Origin of the sequence: Paenibacillus donghaensis, assembly GCF_002192415.1 — a bacterium.
GTDB classification, from domain to species: Bacteria; Bacillota; Bacilli; order Paenibacillales; family Paenibacillaceae; genus Paenibacillus_AQ; species Paenibacillus_AQ donghaensis.
Genome location: NZ_CP021780.1, coordinates 1,014,045 through 1,035,826 on the forward strand (window position 1 = coordinate 1,014,045; position 21,782 = coordinate 1,035,826).

The following is a 21,782-nucleotide window of genomic DNA, read 5'->3' on the forward strand; positions in this document are numbered from 1 at the left end:
AAGGAAATACACTTAACAAGGAGGCAGCAAGAGTGGCTCACATCTTATCGAATGGAATCATCACCGTGGAGATTGCGGAGGTGGGAGAATACCGGCAATCCCGTTTTGACTGGACGGGCTGGATTACGCAGGTGACGCTGGAGCAAGGGCAGCATACGTTCTGTGTACCGGAAAGCTTGATTCCCGGGCACGGAAGCGGGGGATTGGGACTCTGCAATGAGTTTGGCATTTCCCGGGCAATCGGATATGAAACGGCAAAGCCGGGAGAATGGTTCCCGAAGCCGGGAGTCGGGCTGCTGCAGCGACCGAACAACGGACCCTACGATTTTTTCAAACCTTATGAAATAGAACCTTTTACCGTAACTTCAACAAAGGATTCTAACCAGATCGTATATAACGTTCAGGGTGCAGATAGTGGCGGCTATCGCATACAGCTCCGCAAAGCCATAGCGATAGACAAGAATACTCTGACCATCAGCTACGAGCTTGAAAATCAGGGGACAGAGCCTTTTGAAACCGAAGAATATGTGCATAACTTCATTGGCATCAATGGAGCGCAGACCAGCGGAGACTATGAATTGCGTTTCGCCGAGGAGCTTGTCATTGAGGAGACGGAATCGGATTATACTGCCCAGCTGCTACAGGCGGAAGGGAAAACCATCAGTTGGAACAGTATCCCTATTCAACCTTATTATTGCAGAATATCCGGCTGGGAAGAGCCGCGAGCAATGAATTGGGAGCTGATTCACAAGCCCAGCGGAGCAGGCGTATCCGAAAGTGGGGATTTCCCGGTCAGCAAGATTGCATTATGGGGAGAGAGCCATGTGATTTCACCGGAAGTTTTTGTTAACATTAGCCTTTTACCGCGTCAAAGCAAGCGCTGGGCGCGGAGCTACCGTTTTTTTGCTGCTGAATAAGCTGTGAACTGACCGGCTATGTGAATAATTATACTTGCTGGTGTGTGAGAATACTGCTATCATAATCGATATCCATATTGATAGGAGAGAAAGGGTGGGGAGTAATTTTGAGCAAGAGAGCGTATAATTTCAACGCCGGTCCGGCGGCATTGCCGCTTGAAGTATTGGAACGTGCACAGGCAGAGTTTGTTGATTTCCGGGAGAGCGGAATGTCCATCATGGAAATGTCGCACCGTGGGGCGATATACGAATCCGTGCATAATGAAGCGCAGGAACGTCTGCTGTCGCTGCTCGGCAATCCCACAGGCTACAAGGTATTGTTCTTGCAGGGCGGGGCAACTACACAGTTCGCCATGATCCCGATGAACTTTATTTCGGCCGGCCAGGTGGGCAGCTATGTCATGACGGGAAGCTGGGCTGACAAAGCGTTCAAGGAAGCCAAGCTGGCTGGTGGCGCACATGTAGCTGCTTCTTCCGAAGATCGCAAGTTCCTTGCCATTCCTGCGCTGAGTGAGATCCAAGCAGCGGACAACGCCGCTTATCTGCATGTTACCTCCAATGAGACTATTGAAGGTACTCAATACGCCGAATTCCCTGATGCGGGCTCCATTCCGCTGATCGCCGACATGTCCAGTGATATCCTGAGCCGCAGCTTTGATGTCAATCAGTTCGGACTGATCTACGCGGGTGCTCAGAAGAACCTTGGACCCTCGGGTGTAACTGTAGTAATCGCCAAGGAAGAATTGATTGCGGAATCGCCGAAGAACATTCCGACGATTCTTCGCTACGATACTCATTACAAGAACAACTCTCTTTACAATACGCCGCCATCTTACTCTGTATATATGGTGAATGAAGTGCTGAAATGGATCGGTGAACAGGGCGGTCTGGCCGGCATCGAAGCCAAGAACCGCGACAAAGCGGGCCTGCTCTATGATCATATCGACGGCAGCGACGGCTTCTACCACGGGGTTGCCGAGCAAGGCAGCCGCTCCATTATGAACGTAACGTTCCGCATGAATTCCGAGGAGCTGGAGAAACAGTTCGTCAAGGCTGCGGAGCAGGAAGGGTTCGTTGGCCTTAAGGGCCACCGCAGTGTTGGAGGCTTGCGTGCTTCCATCTACAACGCGGTTCCTTATGAGAGTGTCAAAGCACTCTCCGACTTCATGACTCATTTCCGCCAAACGCAAGGTTAATTACAGTTGATATCTAACCTTCCGTCTTTGGCGGAGGGTTTTTGTCTCGCGCATTCCGTAGGAACAGCCCGCCTTTGACCTTACGAACTTGCGAATTCCGCAGGAACAACCCGCTTTTGATGTTACTACTTAGGACTCTTTATCAAAAGATTTATGCAGAATCTGTTCCATCCTTAGGAGCCGAACAATTAGTTGCGAAACTGCATCTATTTAACCGTTTTTTTCCGTTTTGGAGGAAATAAGTGCGAATACGCATCTATTTTAGACTTTTGAGCGTTCCAAGAGTGAGTTACTCGAAATTAGGTGTAGATTTGCACTTATTTGCCTGCTGATGGACGTTTCGGCTGAATTTAGTTGCAGTTTCGCATCTAATTACTGGAAAGGCTGCAGGGCAGACTATAAATTCTGGCTGGAACCTGAGTAGTAACGTTTTTGACGTTAAGGTGTTGCGCATTCCGAAGGAACAGCCTGTCTTTGAACTTAACCCCCGGCCGAGCATCCCGTCAGGGATAGCCAACTAACATCAGCGGCGTCCAAGCGGTCCCGAAGGGATAAGCGGTCCACCCTCCCCAACTGCCTAGACACCGTACCGCCGGACTCCTTCGCCAAGCTTGCGGGAGTCCAGAGGGTGCAGCCCTTTGGGGCCCTCCCTTGGAAGGGAGGGTTTGGGAGGGATCGAAATCTATTACAGCCAGCAAAGAGAGGAAACATCCATATTATGCCACTACATATTGTACTGGTTGAGCCAGAGATTCCGGCCAATACCGGCAACATCGCCCGCACTTGCGCCGCTACAGGCACTCACCTTCATCTGGTGCGCCCGCTCGGCTTCCGTACAGACGATGCCACACTGAAACGCGCAGGCCTGGATTATTGGCACGCCGTACATATTGAATATCATGATTCATTTGCTGAAGTGCTGGAGAAGTACAGCGAAGGCCGGTTCTTCTATGCAACCACCAAGGCGGAGAAGAGATATTGCGACTTCTCCTTCCAGGATGGAGATTTCTTCGTATTCGGCAAGGAGACCAAGGGATTGTCTGCGGAGATTCTGGAGTCCGGCAAGGAAACTAACATGCGGATGCCAATGAGCGATGCGGTACGATCGCTGAATTTGTCCAATTCTGCGGCAATTATTGTGTATGAAGCACTTCGTCAGCTCGATTTTCCGAAACTTGTCTAAAAGTAGACATTTTTTTCGAGAAATCCAGCAGGATTCGACAATTAAGTAACGAAATGAATGATAAGTGCCGAAATAAGTAGTAGATACTAATATTAGTTGAACAGGAGAGGTGTACGTTAGATATGAAACCTGCTGGTGTAGTTCGCAAAGTGGATCAGCTGGGTAGAATTGTTCTGCCTAAGTCCCTGCGTAAAAGGTATCAGATGAATGAAGGCGATCCGGTTGAAATATTGGTTCAGGGAGATCATATTATTTTGGAGCGTTATCGTCCGAAATGTGTCTTCTGCGGATCGATGGAAGGCGTAAGCGAATATAGGGACCGTTATATTTGCTCTACGTGTCTCACCGAAATGACGCAATTGCCACGACACGCTTAAGAGCCTTATTGGAGAAGTATCCAAGAACAGATTGTACAAAAAAGACAACCTTCAGCAGCTGCGGAGGGTTGTCTTTGCTGTTTATAAACCTTTGGTCTGATCGTCGTTGTACGATGAGGTCAGAATACCGGCCAGGAATAACACAAATACCAGGGTTACAATCCAAAAGGTCAAGGAGAACGACATGCGGGCACCTCCCAATCTGGCTGTAAAGCTTACCCTGATTATAACTTGCTTGCTGCCGGAAATAAATGCAAAAATGTGAGAAATGTCAGAAACGGATGCCTGAAAGCGATACGTAGTATCGCTGCTTCGGAAGCATACGCTTTGCAGAGGACGGCGAAGCCGTTTCTACTTGAAGAATAAAAAATTGGTTGGCACAGGCCGCAGATTGCCGTCTGAAGGATGGTTGACTACCCGGCCGTTAAAGATCAGTGACGAAGAACCTCCGCCATCCAGATTATAGGCATCGATAACACCCATATTGAATAGCTTGTTCTGAAGTTCTTCCAAGGCTGCCCCGGAGCTGCCATATTCGTTATAACCGTCTGCGACCATAACCAGCAGCTGATCATCCTTATATTTGCCCATTACAGTGCGGGGAGCACGCCCGGGAGCCTGCTTCCATTTCTGCGGAATGGGAACCTTGGTGCTGTTCTTCAAGAGAACAGGCACAAAGGTGGCGCCGAATTTCGGCTTCTGCTGGTCCAGCTGTGAGCGGTTGTAGAACTTCCCGCCGATCAGTTGGCCGGACTGGTTCAGTCCAACGAAGCTTAGGTCCTTATAAGTAGGTTCAAAACCATATAAATACTGGCCGCCCACAATCGTTGTGCTTAAAGGATAACGTTTGCCTGCTTTATCGGCAAAGCCGCCCGCATTGATTCCGGCAATGGCCCCGTGGCGGCTTACCGCCTGCATGGTGGTTTCAGCTCCGCTTGAGGTTTCCTCTGCGAGGCTCATCGACATGGCTTCCGGGTCCTTTAGTTTGATTTTGAGCGCATAGGCTTTATAGTTGCCGGGGTTCAGCCGGTATAATTCGATCCGAATTCGGTCGCTGCTGATCACTTCCGACGGGGTTCCCAGCTTCGAGGTAATCCGGCGGTTATAGATCAATTGAGGCCGGGCCGTCTGTGCGGTGGCTGTGTGGACCAGCTCATTCATGGTACGGGTAGTGTCCTTGTACAGCTTGGCGCTGGCGCTTACCGAATCGATGGTGTAGGAGGCGGCTTCGCTTGCGGCGGACAGTTTCTCCTTAATCGTGGCAGTTTCCTGGACCGGACCCGGTGTTGCAGAGAACTGCGATACCTGAAGATCCAGCTGCAGCTGGGGCTGATGCCACCATAGCCCGATCAGGAGTCCGAAAAAGGGTGCGGTCAGCAGCATGAAGAAACGGTTGACTTTTTTGACAGGTGTCATCATTTAATCAGATCCATCTCTTTCTTCAGCGCATCGAGCTGCTTGCGCACCTCGCTCAGCTGGGTGTACAGCTTGTTGCTGTTGTCTGTTTTGGCACTGGCATTGTCTTTGGTAAAGGTCAGCAGCTCGTTGAAGCTCTGCACGGTATTCTGCAACTCCTTCACCTCTGAGGACAGGACGGCTATTCTTGCTTCATAATCACTTTTCAAAACGGTAAGCTGCTGTTGGCTTTGAAGGCTGAGCTCGGATAAGACCTGTTGTTTCAGGTGGTTGGTGTAGCTGTATACAGCATAAACCCCGAGGCCGATTATCAAAATCCAGAACAGTAAAAACCATTTTACGGAAGGGCCGCTTCTCGCTGTGGATCGGCGCGAGTGTACCTGGGACTTTTCCGCTAGCGGTTGCATTTGATCACCTCAAGCTCTTCTTTTTTCAAGTCCCCATTCTATCAGACTTTAGCTATTTTCGCAAAAATGAAAGAGTCTCAGTAAATAAGAAAAAGTAATTGCATCCTATTAAACTACTGCGATACAATTTCTATAGATTGGAATATCTGATAGACGTATTCAAGGTAAATGATTAATGGGCTGAGCTTACACCACCGCTCCTTGCATGCGTTATAAATGGAAACGCTGCGGCGCTTTCCTCTTTGGATAAATTATATATATATAGCAGGAGGTCTGGGCACGAATGATGAAAGTTTGGCAGGTGGTCATAGTGGGGTGTCACCCCACAAGCATGCTGGGGACGAAATTGATTCTGGAAGAGAAAGGGGAGCTTCAGGTACTGGGGATGTACTCCACATGGAGCGAATGCGTTCCCGTTGTCCGGACGATGCAGCCCGAGCTGGTGCTGGCGGACTATCATATGCCAGAAGGCAATATCGAAGAAGTGTTGTTAAGTATGAAAAAAAGCTCGCCATCCTCCCATTTTGTGGTGATGACAGAGGAAGACGGCAGAGAATTGCTGCAACCGCTTATTGGGCTAGGGGCCAGCGGCATTCTATCCAAGGGGGTGTCTCCTGGACAGCTTCTGCAGCTGATTCAGGGTCTGCGGGAGGGATTCATTTCGCTGCCTTTGGAATGGCTGGAGAAGGGTTTCTGGCCGCTTGCTTCAGCCAAGGGACTGGACAGTGTCATGCAGCTGAACCAGACGGAGATGTTCATTATGCAGCGGATCGTTCAGGGGATCACCTATGACAAGATTGCACTTGAAATTGAGGTGAGCCGCCGTTCCATCGACAATTATTTGCGTAAAATTTACGTCAAGCTTGATGTTTCAACAAGAGCGCAGGCGATTGAGAAATTTGCGCTCTTCTCCAGGCAAACCAAACCGATGTATGCATAATCCTGGTTTCACGACATAATAGAAATCAAGGGTGAATAAGGTGGGGATAGAAAGAGAGAGAATCTTCAACCGGATCAGGCCTGGCAGCCAAGCTCGTGCCAGCTGCTTACCTTACCAGGAAAGGGGGGATTCTGTGTGAACTATGAGTTTTCTGCTCGCGCACACACGTTACTGTCATCACCGCTCCTAAGCATCCGTACACAGACAAGGAGAGGCTCCATGATATCGCTCGCCGAGGAATTGCCGGCTGAAGAGCTGTTCCCGCTGTCACTGCTGGCCGAAACAGCTTCCACTGTCATTTCCGCCGATGCGGGTGCGCTGCAATACGGAGATCCTGAAGGCTATGGACCGCTGCGTGAATGGCTGGCCGGAGATTGGCTGCGGGCCAAGGGGGTAGAGGTTGCTGAAGGGGGCGTGCTGCTTACAACAGGCAGCCAGCAGGCTATCGATCTGTTCTCCCGTGTCTACATTGATCCGGGAGACCGTGTGCTGGTGGAGAATCCTACCTCGCCGGGATTCCTGCAGGCGCTGCGGATGCAGGGAGCTGTGATCATTCCGGTACGCGGTGACGCCCACGGGCTGCTGCCGGACCATCTGCGGGCCCAGATTGCGCAGCATAAGCCGAAGATGCTGTTCGCGGCCCCGAGCTTCACCAATCCCAGCGGCATTCTATGGAGCCTTGCCCGGCGCAAGGAAGTGCTGGAGCTATGCGCTTCCTGCAATGTACTGATCGTTGAGGATGATTCATACGGAGATCTTCATTTTCAGAGATATGGTGAACCTCCGGCACGGAAATATCCTTCCCTGTATTCGCTGGAGAATGTGAGCAGCGGCGGACACGTCCTGTACATCGGCTCTTTCAGCAAAACGGTAGCACCCGCGCTGCGGACGGGCTGGGCCGCAGGCAGCCCCGAGCTGATCGGTATGATGACCGCTGCCAAGCAAATGGCGGACTGGCAATCCAGCTCGCTCAACCAGCGGCTGCTGCATCATCTGCTGGATGTCTCGGCGTTCGATCTGCGAGAGCATATTGCGCTGCTGAACCGGGAATATAATACCCGGCTGAAGCTGATGGCCGAGCTGTTGAAGCGGCAAGCCTGGAAGAACAGTGCTTATGCCCTGCCGGCAGGCGGAATGTTCCTGTGGGTAGCGCTGCCAGAGGGGCTAGACGCCTTGGCCTTGCTTAAGGTGGCGTTATCCAAAGGCGTGGCCTTTCTGCCGGGGCCGTCATGCAGTGTGGACGGCGGCGCGGGCCACATCCGCCTGAATTTCAGCCATCCCGGCCGGGATGAGCTGCTGCTCGGCATGAACCTGATGAGTGAAGCGGTCAGCGAGTTTACGGCGCGGAGCTGAGGGTGGGGGCTGTGGCTGGCGGGGTAGAGGTGCGGCTGCTAAAGTAGGGCGAAGGTGTGGTATGGGAACGGAAGAGTAAAGGTAAGAGGAAGTTTAGGGCAAAGGTAAGATGAATGAGTGCAAGTGCTAGGCAAAGGTAAGTGCAAGACAAAGGCAAGTGTAAGGCAAAGGTAAGTGTAAGACAAAGGTAAGCGTTAGTGCTAGGCAAGTGGCAAGATAGAGGTAAGTGCGAGTGCGAGTGCGAGTGCGAGTGCGAGTGCGAGTGCGAGTGCAAGTGAGAGTGCAAGTGCAAGTGTGAGTGCAAGTGCAAGTGCAAGTGCAAGTGCAAGTGCAAGTGCAAGTGCAAGGACAAGGCAAAGTCAGAAGCGAAATCAAGTGTAAAGCAAGATGTACAGATAGAAACAAAGTCTGATGCAAAATCACAATCACAATCACAATCACAATCACAACTAAAACTAGAAGCAAAGTTGAGGAAAAATCAGCAGCGGTCTCCAGTGATGGAGGACTGCTGCTTTTTTTGCCTTTTATCGAAAATTGTAGGCCACTTCTCACCTATATTGTAATCCTCCGGCTGATGTTGACGAGGTCCTGCCCAGTAACCTATCTCCTTTTATAGACGAATTTGGAAGAGCCTCTTGTTACACTTAAGCTGCCGAGTTGGCCGGATCTAGCTATGCATACTGCTGAGCGTAATTAGTTGCGAAAACGCATCTAATTGGCGGACTTTTTCCGTTTTGAAGCAAATAGATGCAAAAAGGCATCTAATTTCGGCATTCGAGCGCTTCTGACCTGATTTACTCGAATTTAGTTGCAGTTTCGCACTTATTTGCCTGATTATTGCTGATTTGGTTGAAATTAGTTGCACATTCACATCTATTTGCTCCGGCTGTTCCAGGGTAACGTTCTAAATCCTCGCTGTGACTTAAGTAGTGATCTGAAACAAAATTTATTCTCTCGCCGACGCTGAAGTTCTGTTTGATAGTGTTTAATCTGTTGCAGACCTGATGGGTGTTGGAGCAGATGCATCAGCCTAAGCGGAGAGTGCGGGGAGTTGGAGGGAGAGTGTGGGGGTGGAGGGAGAGTGTAGGGCTGGAAGCGGAGAGTGCGGGGATGGACGCGGAGAGTGCAGGGCTGAGAGCGGAGAATACAAGGTGGAGGGAGAATATAGGGCTGGAAGCGGAGAGTGCAGGGCTGAGAGCGAAGAATACAGGGTGGAGGGAGAATGTAGGACTGGAGGCAGAGCGTGCTGAGTGAGGCGGAGTGAGCGGGGCATGAGGAGGAGAGGACGGTGTTGGCCGTAGAGAGAGCGGAATAGCCGCAAAGAGGGGGCTGGACGTATAAAGTGTGATGCTAGCCGCAAAGAGGGGGCTGGACGTATAAAGTGCGGTGTTGGCCGCAGGGAGGGGGGGCTGGACGTATATAGTGCGGTGCTAGCCGCAAAGAGGGGACTGGACGTATAAAGTGCGATGCTAGCCGCAAAGAGGGGGCTGGACGTATAAAGTGCGGTGCTGGCCGCAAAGAGGGGGGCTGGACGTATATAGTGCGGTGCTGGCCGCAAAGAGGGGGGCTGGACGTATATAGTGCGGTGCTAGCCGCAGGGAGGGGGGCTGGACTTGTACTAGCCGGGCCATCGTAGCGGCCCGGCTAATATGTGTTGGCGGCGACATCCCCGCGCCGCCTATTCCCGGGACGCGCCGGCTTCGGTTACGGCGGCGTATTCCAGCAGCGCCGCACGCCCGGCTGCGGTCAGCGTGTACCGCCCGCGGTTCACCCGGGTGAACCAGCGGTAGTAGTTGCGCTGCAGGATCGCCGCTGCGGTGGGCACACCGCTGCGCCGCCGCAGCTCGGCCGGTGTGACACCGGCGGCCGATGCCCTGCCGCCGGCTGCGTCCGCGCCGGCGGTGTCCTGCGCCGCGGCTGCGCGCGCGGCGCGCTTGGCGGCAGCGGCCAGCTCGGCCGCCGCTGCATCCGCCTCGGCGGCGGTCAGCGCGAGGGCGACGCGCAGCGCCTTCTCGCGGTAGGCGGTCACGAGCTTGACGCGCGTGCTGCCGCCGGTGTTGTAGTCGCCGCTGCGCTCGCGGAACTCATAGAGCAGGCGCTCGCGGCGCCGTGCCCCGCCGCGGGCGGGCGCAGGCGGCGGCTCCGGCTCCGCGAGCACCTCGACCAGCGGAGCCTTCGTCTTGTAGAAGACTACGGTGATCAGCCCGAGGCCGAGGCGGCGGCACAGTCCGCTGAGCTCGCCCCAGCGCTGGTTGACCGCTCCTTTTTTGTCACGCACCCGCTCCACCGCAAGATATACATTCGGACTGAGGCGCAGCCGCTCCACACCCTGCAGCAGCAGGGCCAGATTGAACGATTTCTTCAGCTCCACAATCAGCGGCTGCTCTTCGCCCTCGCGCATTCCCACCAGATCACAGGTCCTCACTTCGCCTTTCACTATATACCCCTGCTGCTCAAAAAAAAGCTTCAGCGGAGCATACAGCTCCGTCTCATGTTTTACCGCCATCTCAAGTCACTCCTGTACTGCTTATTCATGAATTATAAGAATCTATAGGTTGCACACAATTTGCCGCAGCAACGGATGCCGTCTCTTTCAGAGGAAGGCGAAGCCGCTTCTTCTTGGATGCTCTATTATAGCACAGCAAAAAAGAGGTCAACTATTCCGGGCTCGCCGCATAGGTATGTAATACACTTTTTAAAGCTGTAAAGGCCATAGGAGCGCAAGAGGAGGCAGCGAGCAATGGACATTTTTGAGCGTATATCTTCGTATCGAGCAGAGAACAAGCGTTTGGCGTGGGCCGGCACCTTCAAGGACTATATAGAATTGCTGAAAAAAGACCCCTCTCCCGCCAAATCGGCGCACTCCCGCGTGTATGACATGATCAAGTCGCATGGCGTAGAGGATATCAATGGACGCAAAAGGTATAAGTTTTTTGAACAGGAAATCTTCGGATTGGACCGTGCGGTGGAAAAGCTGGTGGAGGAGTATTTCCATTCAGCCGCCCGGCGGCTCGATGTGCGCAAGCGGATATTGCTGCTCATGGGACCGGTCAGCGGGGGCAAGTCGACGCTGGTGACGCTGCTGAAGCGCGGGCTGGAGCAGTATTCCCGTACTGACGGGGGAGCGGTGTATGCCGTGGAAGGCTGCCCGATGCATGAGGACCCGCTGCATTTGATTCCGCTGGAGCTGCGCCCGGAGATTGAGAAGGTGCTGGGCGTGCGGATTGAAGGCAATCTATGCCCTTCCTGCCAGATGCGCGTGAAGAATGAATATGCCGGAGACATCGAGCAGGTGCGGGTGGTCCGGGTGCTTTTATCGGAAGAAGAACGGGTAGGCATCGGGACCTTCAGTCCGTCCGACCCCAAGTCGCAGGATATCGCCGATCTGACCGGCAGCATCGACTTCTCGACGATCACCGAATTTGGTTCGGAATCCGACCCGCGCGCCTACCGCTTCGACGGAGAGCTGAACAAGGCCAACCGCGGCCTGATGGAGTTCCAGGAAATGCTCAAATGCGACGAGAAATTTCTGTGGAATCTGCTCTCGCTGACGCAGGAGGGCAACTTCAAGGCCGGACGGTTCGCGTTGATCAGCGCGGATGAGATGATTATCGCCCATACGAATGAGACGGAATATAAATCTTTTATCTCCAACAAAAAAAATGAAGCACTCCAATCCCGCATGATCGTTATGCCGGTGCCCTATAACCTGAGAGTGTCAGAGGAGGAGAAGATTTACGCCAAGCTGATCGGCCAAAGCGACATGAACCATGTGCATATTGCTCCGCATGCGCTGCGGGCGGCAGCGATTTTCTCCATTCTGACACGGCTGAAGGAGAGTAAGAAGCAGGGCATGGACCTGATCAAGAAGCTGCGGATGTACGACGGGGAAGAGGTTGAGGGCTACAAAGAGGCCGATCTCAAGGAGATGCAGACGGAATATCTGGACGAAGGCATGTCCGGCATCGATCCACGATATGTCATTAACCGGATTTCCAGTGCGCTGATCAAAGGCGATCTCCAGTGCATGAACGCACTCGATGTGCTGCGGGCGATCAAGGACGGCCTGGACCAGCATCCTTCCATCTCCAAGGAGGAGCGGGAGCGTTATCTGAATTTTATCTCCATTGCCCGCAAGGAATACGACGTTCTGGCCAAAAGCGAAGTGCAGAAGGCCTTCGTCTACTCCTTCGAGGAATCCGCCAAGACCCTGTTCGAGAATTATCTCGACAATATCGAGGCCTTCTGCAACTGGGCCAAAATCCGTGACCCGCTGACCGATGAGGAGATGGAGCCGGATGAGCGGCTGATGCGTTCGATTGAGGAGCAGATCGGCATCTCCGAGAATGCCAAGAAAGCGTTCCGCGAAGAGATTCTGATCCGCATCTCCGCCTACTCGCGCAAAGGCAAGAAGTTTGAATACAACAACCATGACCGGCTGCGCGAAGCCATCGAGAAGAAGCTGTTCACCGACCTCAAGGACATTGTCAAAATCACCACTTCGTCCAAAACGCCGGATGAAAGCCAGCTGAAACGGATCAACGAGGTCAGCCGCCGCCTCATCGACGAGCATGGCTATTGCCCAACCTGCGCTAACGAGCTGCTGAAGTATGTGGGCAGTCTGCTGAACCGTTAAGCCGCCGTTCATCGGTTGAGGTTATTCATTTGACGTTAATCATTGTGCGATGACTTGCGGTGATACCACCTGCCTCGCAATATCGGAACATGTTCGTTCACCAACCACGAACCTGCCGGATGTTTACAGGACCGCCTCCGGGCGGTCTGTTTGTACAAATATAATTTATACGTTCTACACTATAAATTATCCTTCTATTTCTCACTGAAACGGATACCTGAAAGAGATACGTAGTAGCGCTGCTTCGGAAGCATACGCTTTACAGAGGGCGGCGAAGCCGTTTCTATTTGTTTATGCCTGCCTGAAAGAATAGGGGCTATACGGTCCGTACACTCAGATTGCCCAAGAACTAAATTCGCCTAAAGACCCTCCAACCTCTCGCATAACAAAGGGTGTCCCAGCAGCCATGCACACATGGCGATTGGGACACCCTTTTTACAATAACCTATCCGGCTTAAGGTTTAATGACTACATAGCTGCCCAGCCCGAACAGTTCGGTGGTCTCGACCTTGTCGGGGGCGACGGACTGGAAGACATCTGCGGTATCCTGCACCAGTTCGTCGTCGGTACCCTTGGCGAGCAAACGGATGACGATCAGCTCCTCGCCCTGTTTCAGCAGTTCGGCCAGCTTGGATTTATACTTGTCCATAGAGTTGATTTCCAAGCCTTGGGTGACTCGATGTGCAGCGTCAAGGTCGTATAATCATAGCCATACCGGGAGGCCCCAAGAATCATCGGGTTCTGATAGATGACTTTCTCGAACGTATCACCAGGGTTTCGGTGTTCTGCGCCTCAGGGAATGCGCTGAGTGAAATGTCGTTCACCCCGTCCAGCATATTCAGCGCTAGATATGGAGCAGACAGCAAAGCAGGAACAATCCCGCGCCATGGCGCTTGATATAATGAAGGTACCGTACGGGAAAGGTTGATGAGGGTTGAATTACCGCGAAGATATAGATCGTTGTATTGCATTTATCGAATCGAACATTCGTGAAGAGCTGAGCATGGACAGGATCGCTGCGGAAGCGGGGTATTCGGTGTATCATTTCTGCCGGGTGTTCAGCTTGTGCAAGGGGATGCCAGTGATAGAATACGTGCGCAGACGCAGGCTGTCGCTGGCCGCAAGTGAGTTGTTTAACGGACGAAGGATCATCGATATTGCGCTGGACTATGGATTTGAGACGCAGAGCGGATTCACCAAAGCTTTTCGCAAAAGCTTCGGCTACAGTCCCGGGCAATATGCAGCACGCCTCAGCAGATTCACGGCAACGGCAACAGCATTAGAACAGGGAGGGTATCCTATGAAACCAGTAATTGTGACGATACCTGCTTTTAAAGTGGCGGGATATGGCATTGAGACTAATATTGCCGGGGGCAGCTACACCAAGGACATCGCATCCTTCTGGAGCCACTATGAGGGGGAGAACCTGGAGTCCAAAATGTATGAAATTCTCGACCCGCCCCAGCACGGGGAGGTGGGGTTATGTGTGCCTTCTCCCACTGAGCAGAACGGGAACGCCACTTACCTGCTGGGTGTGATTGTCGAGGATTTCAGCCAGGTGACCGCCGACATGCTCACGATCGAGGTGCCGACAGCGGAATATGCTGTGTTCACCACGCCGCCGGTAGATATCTCGGGTGAGCAGGAGTCGGATGAGTTTGCACGGGTGATCCAGAGCACCTGGAAATACATTTTTGAGGTCTGGTTTCCGGAGAGCGGCTATGTGTATGACGAGCGCAAGCTGGATTTCGAGTTCTACGATGAGCGCTGCCATGCCAGACCGGATACGGTGATGGAGATTTATGTTCCGGTACAGGCGGGGTAGAAGGCAGACTACAAATCGATCGAAATCAGCTGGATATTGGCCGCAATTCCGCCGATCTCAATCTTCGAGATGTGCTGATCGGCAGTGACACTTAAGCGCCCGCGGATCTCCGACGGCTGGTTCATGGCATACCCTTGAGCTAGAACCACCTCACGTGCCTGCTCTGCCGACAGTCTGCCATGATGGTATAAATAACATAATAAGGCGCCATTGGAGGTCCCGGTCGCACTCTCTTCGGGAATATCGTACAGCGGGGCGAAGTTTCTGCACTCGGCGGTAGTCCCGGCGGGAGTATCCAGTGCGAACAGATGGTAGCCTACTGCGTCATGCTGCCTGCATATCTCAATGATTTGAGCAGAATCCGGCTCAATCCGCCGCAGCATATCAACGCTATGGACCGGCACCAGAATATCGCGCAGCCCTGTAGATACAATCTGTACCGGCAAGTCGGCATCCAGTGCATCGGGAGAGATCCGCAACGATTCGGCAATCGGCAGCTTGTCGAGAATGTCGCCAAACTGCGGCAGCGCCTGTGCCAGATAAATATAACCGTCTGCCTGCACATTAACCTCCAGAATGCCCGCACCTGTCTCCAGCGAGTAGATTCCAGCCCGGATCTGCCCTTGCGAGAACATCAGACTGAAGGTGGCAATCGTGGCATGGCCGCATACATCCACCTCATGGCCAGGTGTGAAATAGCGCAGCTTGTAATCGGCTCTCACTGATTCCTCCATGAAGGCAGTCTCCGAGAAGCCGACCTTGGCTGCAACCTGCTGCATCTGGTCCGCTGTCAGGGAATCTGCGCCGAGCACGACCCCGGCCGGATTCCCGCCGGAATGATTGTGGGCAAAAGCATCTAGCGTATAAACCTTAACCATCCTGTATATTCACTCCGTTTCTTGATGTTGTATTTCTGCCTGTAGATATAGATCATAGGTCATTTGTCTCGAAAAAACAAAGCCAGCCGTGCTCCGGTAAACCGGAAGCCAGCTGGCTTGTCGTATGATTGCTGATCTACATTCACATAAACTTCCGCTGCACCCGCTTGCCGTCATAGGTGAACAGCGCTTTTTTATCCTCCACCACGGTCTGCAGATGTACGGTCCTGCCCCACAGCTTGTAGAGATGCGGCAGTGTGCGCTCCAGGTATTTCAGGTCCAGCTCAATGCTCTCATAGCGGTGGATGATCAGCAGCTCGCCGTTGCGCTCATAGTCGGCATCCTGGATCACCAGGTACGGCGAACCGCCGTTGACCCGGGCCAGCACCAGCTGGTCGCGCACATGCTCCCAGGCTTTGTCGGTAATCTTCCATTCCGGGCCTTTTTTCTCAAAAATATAAAGGTCCAGATCGTTCACCAACTCCTTGGACAGATAGCTGCGGATGAAAGAGATGTCGGATTCCAGTTCGCGCACCTCGAACATTTTGTCCCGGTCCCAGCGGCGTTCGATGTCCTCGAAGATCTTCAGCCCCAGATAATAGGGATTCAGGATCTGCCGGGACGGCTGCACCACGGAGGAGTTTAGCTTGGCGTATTCAATCGTCTCCTCGGAGGTCAGATCCAGCTCGCGCATGATCCGCTGATGCCAGTAGGAGGCCCAGCCTTCGTTCATGATCTTCGTCTCCATCTGCGGCCAGAAATAGAGCATCTCGTCGTGAAGCATGGTCATAATGTCACGCTGCCAGTCCTCCAGAGCGGTGGAATATTGCTGGATGAACCAGACGATGTCCTTCTCCGGCTCTGGCGGGAACGCGCGGGTGGAGGAGGGGGCTTCTTCCGGCCCGGCTTGGTTTGGATCGAGGTCCCACAGTTCATTGTAGGGGTTAGCCGGACGGTTGCTGCCGGGAGGGGTGAGCTTGCGTTCCTTCATTTTGGCTTCCAGCAGATGGGTCTTGCCCAGCTTGCGCGGCTGGATCAGACTGGGATCGATATGCTCCTGCACGGCAAGCACGGAATCGATGAAGCTCTCGACGGCTTCGGTGCCGTAGGTGACGGAATAATCGGCGATCCGGTCGGCGGTGGCGGACATGCTCTCGACCATATCCCGGTTGGACATGGAGAAGCGCATATTGTTCTTGAAGAAATCGCAGTGTGCCAGCACATGCGCGACGATCAGCTTGTTCTGGACCAGCGAGTTGCCGTCGAGCAGGAAGGCGTAACACGGATTGGAGTTGATGACCAATTCATAAATTTTGCTGAGGCCAAAATCGTATTGCGATTTCATTTTATGAAAGGTTTTGCCGAAGCTCCAGTGTCCAAACCGGGTCGGCATGCCGTAGGCACCAAAGGTATAGATAATATCGGCGGGGCATATTTCATAACGCATCGGATAGAAGTCCAGGCCGAACCCGGTGGCAATCTCGGTAATTTCGGCGATGGACCGCTCCAGCGCTTGAATCTCACTCTCTGGCATGAACGTATCGCTCCCTTCTGCTTGCTGGTTGCTGCGGCGCTAAGCAGCTTGCTCCGCAAGGCCCGGCGGCTGCGGCCGGAACCGTTCTTATTATGTATATGGGGGGTGTGGGGGGAGTATGCTGAGCGAAACATGAAAGGAGAGACGTAGATATTAATGGAAATTGCAGGATTTTCCTTAGTAATGTAGAAGATTAGTCGTATGGCTATGTATAGGAGGGATTCAAATGGATGTCGCTTTGTACGAGGGGGAAATACTCAATATTACGGCCGAAATCAGCAGATATAGTGAAGTAGAAAAAGAAAGAATGATTGATAAGTATCGGAAAGCTGCTGAAAAAAAGGCAATGCTTTGTCCTTACTGTCATGAGGAGCTACGCCTGCGTGCTGGAGAAATTCGCGATATTCATTTTGCTCATCTCAAAGGCATGTCTTGTCAGGAATCTGAGGCATACGATACTTATCATAAGCAAACGAAACGGGAGAATAAAAAGCATTCCGTTATCAAGGAGATTATCTATAACGAACTTAAAGGTCAGGAGCTGATAAGACCTGATCTGAAAGTTGAGTATGGCTATAAAGAAAAAGCTGAAGAAAAGTGGAAGCACTACCCTGATATTTATCTTAATAAAAATGGCCGTGAATTTGCCGTCTCTGTGATTACGAATGTCCATGAAATTGGAGACGAGAAGTTCGTAAAAACTATTAATAAACGGAATAAGTACTTTACAGATAAAGGTCTTGAATCCATCTGGTTTGTGGAAGACAGGGAATTAGCGGATGATTATGAGCATAGGGTCCTTCACTTGTGGGAAGCCGAGTATGGCTTGGCCATAAAGACGGAAGAGGATTACAAATGGGATGAATTATTGAAGGAACTGAGGGAGCAATTTCCAGGCTATACTATTCCTCGATTATTTGGATACAGAGCACATGGCCCCATGAATCATGATGTGAGAAGTCTGTATTATGTTCACTCCATCGGAGATGAAATTACGTTCTCTGTGTATAGATTGATCCTTGATCAAATGCGGTCACCATTCAGAGCCTTTGCATTAACTAAAGGATATCGAATGAATATTTCTCAAGCTTTGATCGTTCGGGATGAAATTCTGCTCAGCGATAAGGATCAGGAAGACGGGAACAGGCTTGAATTTGCCAATCGAGTACTGTATCAGATTGAAGCCTTAGAAGCAGCGGATGCGGTAAGAAGAGAATCCAACGAAACCAGGAATGAACAGCAGGCAAGGGAGGAATATCTTGCATCAATAGCTCAAGAAACACTCGAAGAAGTGGCTGAAGCCCATTTCACAGTAGAAATTGATGTGGTTGAGTATATCTCGAAATTAAAATACTTGTCCTTGTCTCCTCAAGAATCAGAAGCGCTGTTTTATTTTCTTAAGTTACATAGAAGAGAACTTGAGGATTACGGATTAACTCTGTTGGATGTGAAGAAATGGGTCAGATACGCTTTAGGTAAAATAAATGATCCGAAGATTCGTATGTGGCTTGTTGAGATAGAAGATTTATGAATTAGCCGAGAACACTCGTGACTTTAGTCGTGAGATGAATGGGCTTCGGACAAGGCGTATCTTTAGATACGTCAATGGTCCGACAGGTGTTTCTTGAAAACAATCAAAACACTGTTATTTAGGGATAATCACTCGAATGATTCAACCTATGATATCCTGTATTTGAGGTCACAACTTCAGAATTGAAAGTGATTGTGATTATGTTCATCTAACCCTTCAACACCAGAAAGTGAGGTGAAACCATGTTGGTAAATAAAGCCTACAAATTCCGTCTCTATCCCAGCCCAGCACAAGAAGTCCTCATCGCTAAAACCATAGGATGCTGTCGGTTTGTGTTTAATCACTTCTTAGCGAAGTGGAACGATAGCTTCCAAGCAACCGGTAAAGGATTATCGTATGATTCCTGTTCTTCGGAACTGCCGAATTTGAAGAAGGAACTCCCTTGGTTAAAAGAAGTCGATAGCATTGCGATCCAATCGTCTGTGAAGAACCTTGCGGATGCCTTCACTCGATTTTTCAAGAGACAAAACGATGCCCCCTGTTTCAAGTCCAAAAAAAACAAGGTTCAGGCGTATACAACGAAACACACGAGCGGAAACATTGCGGTGGACGGAAATCAGATGAAGTTACCCAAACTTGGACGTGTACGTTTCGCAAAGTCCAGAGAAGTCGAAGGCCGCATCCAATCCGCTACGATAAGGCGCAATCCTTCCGGTACATACTTTGTCTCGTTGGTAGTGGAAACCGAAGTGCATGCCTTGCCCAAAACCAACCAAGAAGTCGGAATTGATCTTGGGTTAAAGGATTTCGCGATTCTATCGAATGGTGAAGTGTTTGCGAATCCCAAATTTCTACGGAAGATAGAGCAAAAACTCATTCGGGAGCAGCGGATCTTATCGAGACGGGTGAAGGGGTCATCGAACTGGAATCAGCAGCGAATCCAAGTGGCTCGAATCCACGAACGTATAGTCAATGCCAGAACCGATTACTTGCACAAGATTTCAACGCACATTGTCAAAAACCACGACCTGATTGCGATTGAAGATTTGCAAGTCTCGAATCTGATGAAAAATCATAAACTGGCGAAAGCAATTAGCGAAGTTTCTTGGTATCAATTCCGAACCCTGCTTGAATATAAAGCGAAGTGGTATGGACGCAGGGTGGTTACTGTAGGCAAAACCTTTGCCTCTTCGCAGTTGTGTTCGTGTTGTGGAACCAAAAACAAAGACGTAAAGGATCTGAAGCTACGACAATGGACGTGTACGAACTGTGGAACTCATCATGATCGAGATTTCAATGCCAGCCTGAATATTCTATCTGAAGGAAAAAGACTGCTTACCGTGTAGCGATTACACGAACTGTCGGAACGACAGGGATAGCTTGGTGGTATATATTACCAATTCTGTTCGGTAGAATGGACTACCCAAGAATCTCGTGGCTTTAGCCATGAGAGGTTCAAATATGGAGCAGGAAATGATTCAATCCATCGTCTTTGAAGATTTACAGCTTCCAGTGAACACGTTATTTAGTCTATAACAACAAACACAATTAGCCGGGGCGAGATCATTCTCGACCGGTTATTTTTGTTGCCGGACATCAAGCATCTTAGCTGATTGTAGGGGGATGACCGGGGTAGCGTGGGTGGGACAGTTATTCCGGTGCCGCTTCCCAAACGAAATACCTGCAAATCTGCAGGTATTTCGGGACTTTCACAGCGTTATGAGGTGAATTCCTGCGAAAATACAGGTATTTACCGGGTTCGTTCTCACAAACGGAAGATAACGTCTAAAAACCTGCACATTTGCAGGAATTCGTCCCAAAGGCTGGAGTGCGGCACCAAAGCCTGCACATTTGCAGGAATTTCTCAGTAATTTTGCAAAGAACATCACACGAGGAGGCGTGGTAGGCTTATTTACTGTAAGTTACGTTTTGGGAGGGGCGTATTTTGTACACTTTCCCTGGCCCCAGGCGAACGCGTCTGGGGTCTACTCAAAAAAAGCAAAAAAAAGCCACCTCCACTTAAGCCTACACACACCTCATTTTTTTGGATTGGTCTAGCTTCAGTTGTTCATCACTTGTAACTTACCTAAAATTGGATAGGCTTAGGCTTCAACACTTTCGGCCGAGTCGCTGGTCTGCCTCCCTTGTTCCTTCGCCCTTTGCTCGTTCGCTCTTTCGGTCGGTTTAGATGCTTCAGGAAATCCGCCAACGTTCCTTTTATATACAAGCGGAACACGGCTAGCACCCGGCCGATTCGCTGCTTCGGTGCATAACACAGACGGAGCTCTTCGCAGAGCACATACGCAATCAGGTAGAGGTAGATCAGGTTCCATACGGCTTCCGGGTTCCGGCTGCTATAGATTTTTTTCAGGTGTAAGTTGGATTTCATACATTTAAAAAAGAGTTCTACTTTCCAGCGGTAGCGGTACAGCTGTGCGACTTCGAGAGCCGTGATATCCCAGCGATTGGTGAGAACACGAACCAGGTGAGCCTTCTTTTTCTTGTCCGTATACTTGTACTCCACGAGCCGAAATACACCGGTTTTCCCCGTCTTCGGACACGTCAGCTCCACATCCGCATCCAGCACCAGTCCCGCTGCCTTCACCTTCCGCGTTTTAAGCACCTTCACTTTGCTATTTTGCTTGAGGCGAGCGACGAACAGAATACCTGCCTGGAGCCATTGTAGATATTGAGTGTAGTGAATATACCCCCGGTCGAACAAATACGTAATCCCTGTTTGCCAAACCAATGCCGCTAGCACATCAGTGTCCATATCGGCCACCGTCGCGGTAGAAAGCACCGGAGCCATGGGAATCGCCGAGTGCTCGCCCGTCAGGTGCAAGCAGGTATGCATCTTGACGGCGTTTTTTCCAGTTTGCTGGTAGGCCCATTGGCCGCGAACCCGCCCCAGCGTCAGGCTGGTGGAATCGACTGCTGCGAGGGGGCCCAACTTTTTCAGTTTTTTAGGCAGGGACGGTCCTTCCTGTTCCAACAGATGCTCCAGGCGAGAGAGGTATAGCTCACGGAGCACCTCCGGGGGCAGTTCGCCGAGCTTGCGGTTCAAGGACGACTGGTGAATGGATTGAATTCCGGTGCATTCTTGCATCCACGTAGAACTCTCTACATGATCTGCAATCTCTTGAGTCCCTTTTCGTCCTCTAAATATGGCCTCTAAAAAGAGAAACACCGTGTTGCCCCAGTGAAGTTTTTTGGCATAACGGTCGCCGAGCAGCAAGGAAGCATTGCGATCTAACCATTGGGTGACTTGACATAACAACACCTTTTCAGCTACTTTATTAACCAAGAGATCTCCTTTCGTGGGTGTGTGTATACTTCTACGATAATGGAGTCTCTTTTTTTTGTAAATATTCCCTGACTGCTTTGATGTCAGGTTCTTTGCAAAATTACTGGGAATTTCTGCCGAAAGGAGCCACGCGCACTGATTCCCGTATAATCAGAAGCCATTTCTATCGGCAATGAGATGCTGAACCAACCCATTCCGCTTAAGAAGCTACTATTAGCAGCCTAACCCATGATTACTCAACACCCGTCAGCAGTTCAGCAACTTTGTTCGCATTAAGTACCCACA

18 protein-coding genes are annotated in these 21,782 nt (G+C 51.2%); 11 read left to right on the forward strand and 7 right to left on the reverse strand.

From position 1 onward, the window contains the following. Positions 1-32: 32 nt before the first annotated feature. The 4 genes from B9T62_RS04115 (at position 33) to B9T62_RS04130 (ending at position 3,673) form a co-directional block, all read left to right on the forward strand. Entirely contained in the window at positions 33-917 is an 885-nt protein-coding gene (locus B9T62_RS04115) for a hypothetical protein (RefSeq protein WP_087914093.1), read from the forward strand. 104 nt (positions 918-1,021) lie between these two features. Next, positions 1,022-2,113 (forward strand): 3-phosphoserine/phosphohydroxythreonine transaminase, encoded by a 1,092-nt coding sequence (gene serC / locus B9T62_RS04120; protein WP_087920125.1) that lies wholly within the window; start codon positions 1,022-1,024, stop codon positions 2,111-2,113. 718 nt (positions 2,114-2,831) lie between these two features. Then, positions 2,832-3,296 (forward strand): tRNA (uridine(34)/cytosine(34)/5-carboxymethylaminomethyluridine(34)-2'-O)-methyltransferase TrmL, encoded by a 465-nt coding sequence (trmL, locus tag B9T62_RS04125; protein ID WP_087914094.1) that lies wholly within the window; start codon positions 2,832-2,834, stop codon positions 3,294-3,296. 122 nt (positions 3,297-3,418) lie between these two features. Then, positions 3,419-3,673, forward strand: a complete 255-nt coding sequence (locus tag B9T62_RS04130; protein WP_087914095.1) for an AbrB/MazE/SpoVT family DNA-binding domain-containing protein — start codon at positions 3,419-3,421, stop codon at positions 3,671-3,673. Between the two features lie 351 nt (positions 3,674-4,024). On the opposite strand, the gene B9T62_RS04135 is transcribed toward B9T62_RS04130, so the two are convergent. Together B9T62_RS04135 and B9T62_RS04140 are read right to left on the reverse strand one after the other, a co-directional pair. Next, complete coding sequence (locus B9T62_RS04135) at positions 4,025-5,092, reverse strand: phosphodiester glycosidase family protein (RefSeq protein ID WP_087914096.1); 1,068 nt, start codon at positions 5,090-5,092, stop codon at positions 4,025-4,027. Continuing rightward, positions 5,089-5,496, reverse strand: a complete 408-nt coding sequence (locus B9T62_RS04140) for a hypothetical protein (protein WP_087914097.1) — start codon at positions 5,494-5,496, stop codon at positions 5,089-5,091. Before B9T62_RS04140 ends, B9T62_RS04135 begins: the two co-directional genes overlap by 4 nt. A gap of 283 nt (positions 5,497-5,779) precedes the next feature. Between B9T62_RS04140 and B9T62_RS04145 the strand changes: the two genes are divergently transcribed. The 3 genes from B9T62_RS04145 (at position 5,780) to B9T62_RS04155 (ending at position 9,043) form a co-directional block, all read left to right on the forward strand. Beyond that, entirely contained in the window at positions 5,780-6,436 is a 657-nt protein-coding gene (locus B9T62_RS04145; protein WP_087914098.1) for a response regulator transcription factor, read from the forward strand. A 135-nt stretch (positions 6,437-6,571) separates the two neighbouring features. After that, the gene (locus tag B9T62_RS04150; protein WP_087914099.1) at positions 6,572-7,789 is read left to right on the forward strand and encodes an aminotransferase-like domain-containing protein; all 1,218 of its coding nucleotides are present in this window, start codon (positions 6,572-6,574) and stop codon (positions 7,787-7,789) included. A gap of 1,062 nt (positions 7,790-8,851) precedes the next feature. Beyond that, positions 8,852-9,043, forward strand: coding sequence for a hypothetical protein (locus B9T62_RS04155; RefSeq protein WP_087914100.1), 192 nt, complete (start codon positions 8,852-8,854; stop codon positions 9,041-9,043). A 424-nt stretch (positions 9,044-9,467) separates the two neighbouring features. Here the strand turns inward: B9T62_RS04155 and B9T62_RS04160 are convergent, their stop codons facing one another. Continuing rightward, positions 9,468-10,295 carry a DUF2161 family putative PD-(D/E)XK-type phosphodiesterase gene (locus tag B9T62_RS04160; protein WP_087914101.1) on the reverse strand — a complete coding sequence of 276 codons (828 nt, stop codon included), beginning with the start codon at positions 10,293-10,295 and terminating at the stop codon, positions 9,468-9,470. A gap of 234 nt (positions 10,296-10,529) precedes the next feature. On the opposite strand from B9T62_RS04160, the gene B9T62_RS04165 reads away from it, so the two are divergent. Then, entirely contained in the window at positions 10,530-12,425 is a 1,896-nt protein-coding gene (locus tag B9T62_RS04165) for a PrkA family serine protein kinase (protein ID WP_087914102.1), read from the forward strand. Between the two features lie 454 nt (positions 12,426-12,879). Here B9T62_RS04165 and B9T62_RS04170 read toward each other — a convergent pair whose 3' ends face one another. Beyond that, on the reverse strand, positions 12,880-13,074 hold the full coding sequence (locus B9T62_RS04170; RefSeq protein WP_087914103.1) for a hypothetical protein: 195 nt from the start codon (positions 13,072-13,074) through the stop codon (positions 12,880-12,882). 285 nt (positions 13,075-13,359) lie between these two features. On the opposite strand from B9T62_RS04170, the gene B9T62_RS04175 reads away from it, so the two are divergent. Further along, positions 13,360-14,250 (forward strand): AraC family transcriptional regulator, encoded by an 891-nt coding sequence (locus tag B9T62_RS04175; protein WP_169834326.1) that lies wholly within the window; start codon positions 13,360-13,362, stop codon positions 14,248-14,250. Between the two features lie 8 nt (positions 14,251-14,258). Here the strand turns inward: B9T62_RS04175 and B9T62_RS04180 are convergent, their stop codons facing one another. Continuing rightward, positions 14,259-15,128: a PhzF family phenazine biosynthesis protein gene (locus B9T62_RS04180; RefSeq protein ID WP_087914104.1), complete on the reverse strand. Its 870-nt coding sequence runs from the start codon at positions 15,126-15,128 to the stop codon at positions 14,259-14,261. A 142-nt stretch (positions 15,129-15,270) separates the two neighbouring features. Further along, positions 15,271-16,662 (reverse strand): SpoVR family protein, encoded by a 1,392-nt coding sequence (locus B9T62_RS04185; RefSeq protein WP_087914105.1) that lies wholly within the window; start codon positions 16,660-16,662, stop codon positions 15,271-15,273. A gap of 226 nt (positions 16,663-16,888) precedes the next feature. On the opposite strand from B9T62_RS04185, the gene B9T62_RS04190 reads away from it, so the two are divergent. Next, entirely contained in the window at positions 16,889-18,193 is a 1,305-nt protein-coding gene (locus B9T62_RS04190; protein ID WP_087914106.1) for a competence protein CoiA family protein, read from the forward strand. Positions 18,194-18,435: 242 nt separating this feature from the next. Beyond that, entirely contained in the window at positions 18,436-19,539 is a 1,104-nt protein-coding gene (tnpB, locus tag B9T62_RS04195) for an IS200/IS605 family element RNA-guided endonuclease TnpB (protein ID WP_087914107.1), read from the forward strand. Positions 19,540-20,279: 740 nt separating this feature from the next. Here tnpB and B9T62_RS04200 read toward each other — a convergent pair. Then, complete coding sequence (locus B9T62_RS04200) at positions 20,280-21,497, reverse strand: IS4 family transposase (protein ID WP_087913723.1); 1,218 nt, start codon at positions 21,495-21,497, stop codon at positions 20,280-20,282. Between the last annotated feature and the right edge of the window lie 285 nt (positions 21,498-21,782).

Excerpts from the sequence above, each read along its gene's own strand:
- B9T62_RS04135 (WP_087914096.1), bottom strand. The coding sequence starts at position 5,092 with ATGATGACACCTGTCAAAAAAGTCAACCGTTTCTTCATGCTGCTGACC.
- B9T62_RS04160 (WP_087914101.1), bottom strand. The coding sequence starts at position 10,295 with ATGGCGGTAAAACATGAGACGGAGCTGTATGCTCCGCTGAAGCTTTTT.
- B9T62_RS04130 (WP_087914095.1), top strand. The coding sequence starts at position 3,419 with ATGAAACCTGCTGGTGTAGTTCGCAAAGTGGATCAGCTGGGTAGAATT.
- tnpB (WP_087914107.1), top strand. The coding sequence starts at position 18,436 with ATGTTGGTAAATAAAGCCTACAAATTCCGTCTCTATCCCAGCCCAGCA.
- trmL (WP_087914094.1), top strand. The coding sequence starts at position 2,832 with ATGCCACTACATATTGTACTGGTTGAGCCAGAGATTCCGGCCAATACC.
- B9T62_RS04180 (WP_087914104.1), bottom strand. The coding sequence starts at position 15,128 with ATGGTTAAGGTTTATACGCTAGATGCTTTTGCCCACAATCATTCCGGC.
- B9T62_RS04140 (WP_087914097.1), bottom strand. The coding sequence starts at position 5,496 with ATGCAACCGCTAGCGGAAAAGTCCCAGGTACACTCGCGCCGATCCACA.
- B9T62_RS04145 (WP_087914098.1), top strand. The coding sequence starts at position 5,780 with ATGATGAAAGTTTGGCAGGTGGTCATAGTGGGGTGTCACCCCACAAGC.
- B9T62_RS04185 (WP_087914105.1), bottom strand. The coding sequence starts at position 16,662 with ATGCCAGAGAGTGAGATTCAAGCGCTGGAGCGGTCCATCGCCGAAATT.
- B9T62_RS04190 (WP_087914106.1), top strand. The coding sequence starts at position 16,889 with ATGGATGTCGCTTTGTACGAGGGGGAAATACTCAATATTACGGCCGAA.
- B9T62_RS04170 (WP_087914103.1), bottom strand. The coding sequence starts at position 13,074 with ATGGACAAGTATAAATCCAAGCTGGCCGAACTGCTGAAACAGGGCGAG.
- B9T62_RS04165 (WP_087914102.1), top strand. The coding sequence starts at position 10,530 with ATGGACATTTTTGAGCGTATATCTTCGTATCGAGCAGAGAACAAGCGT.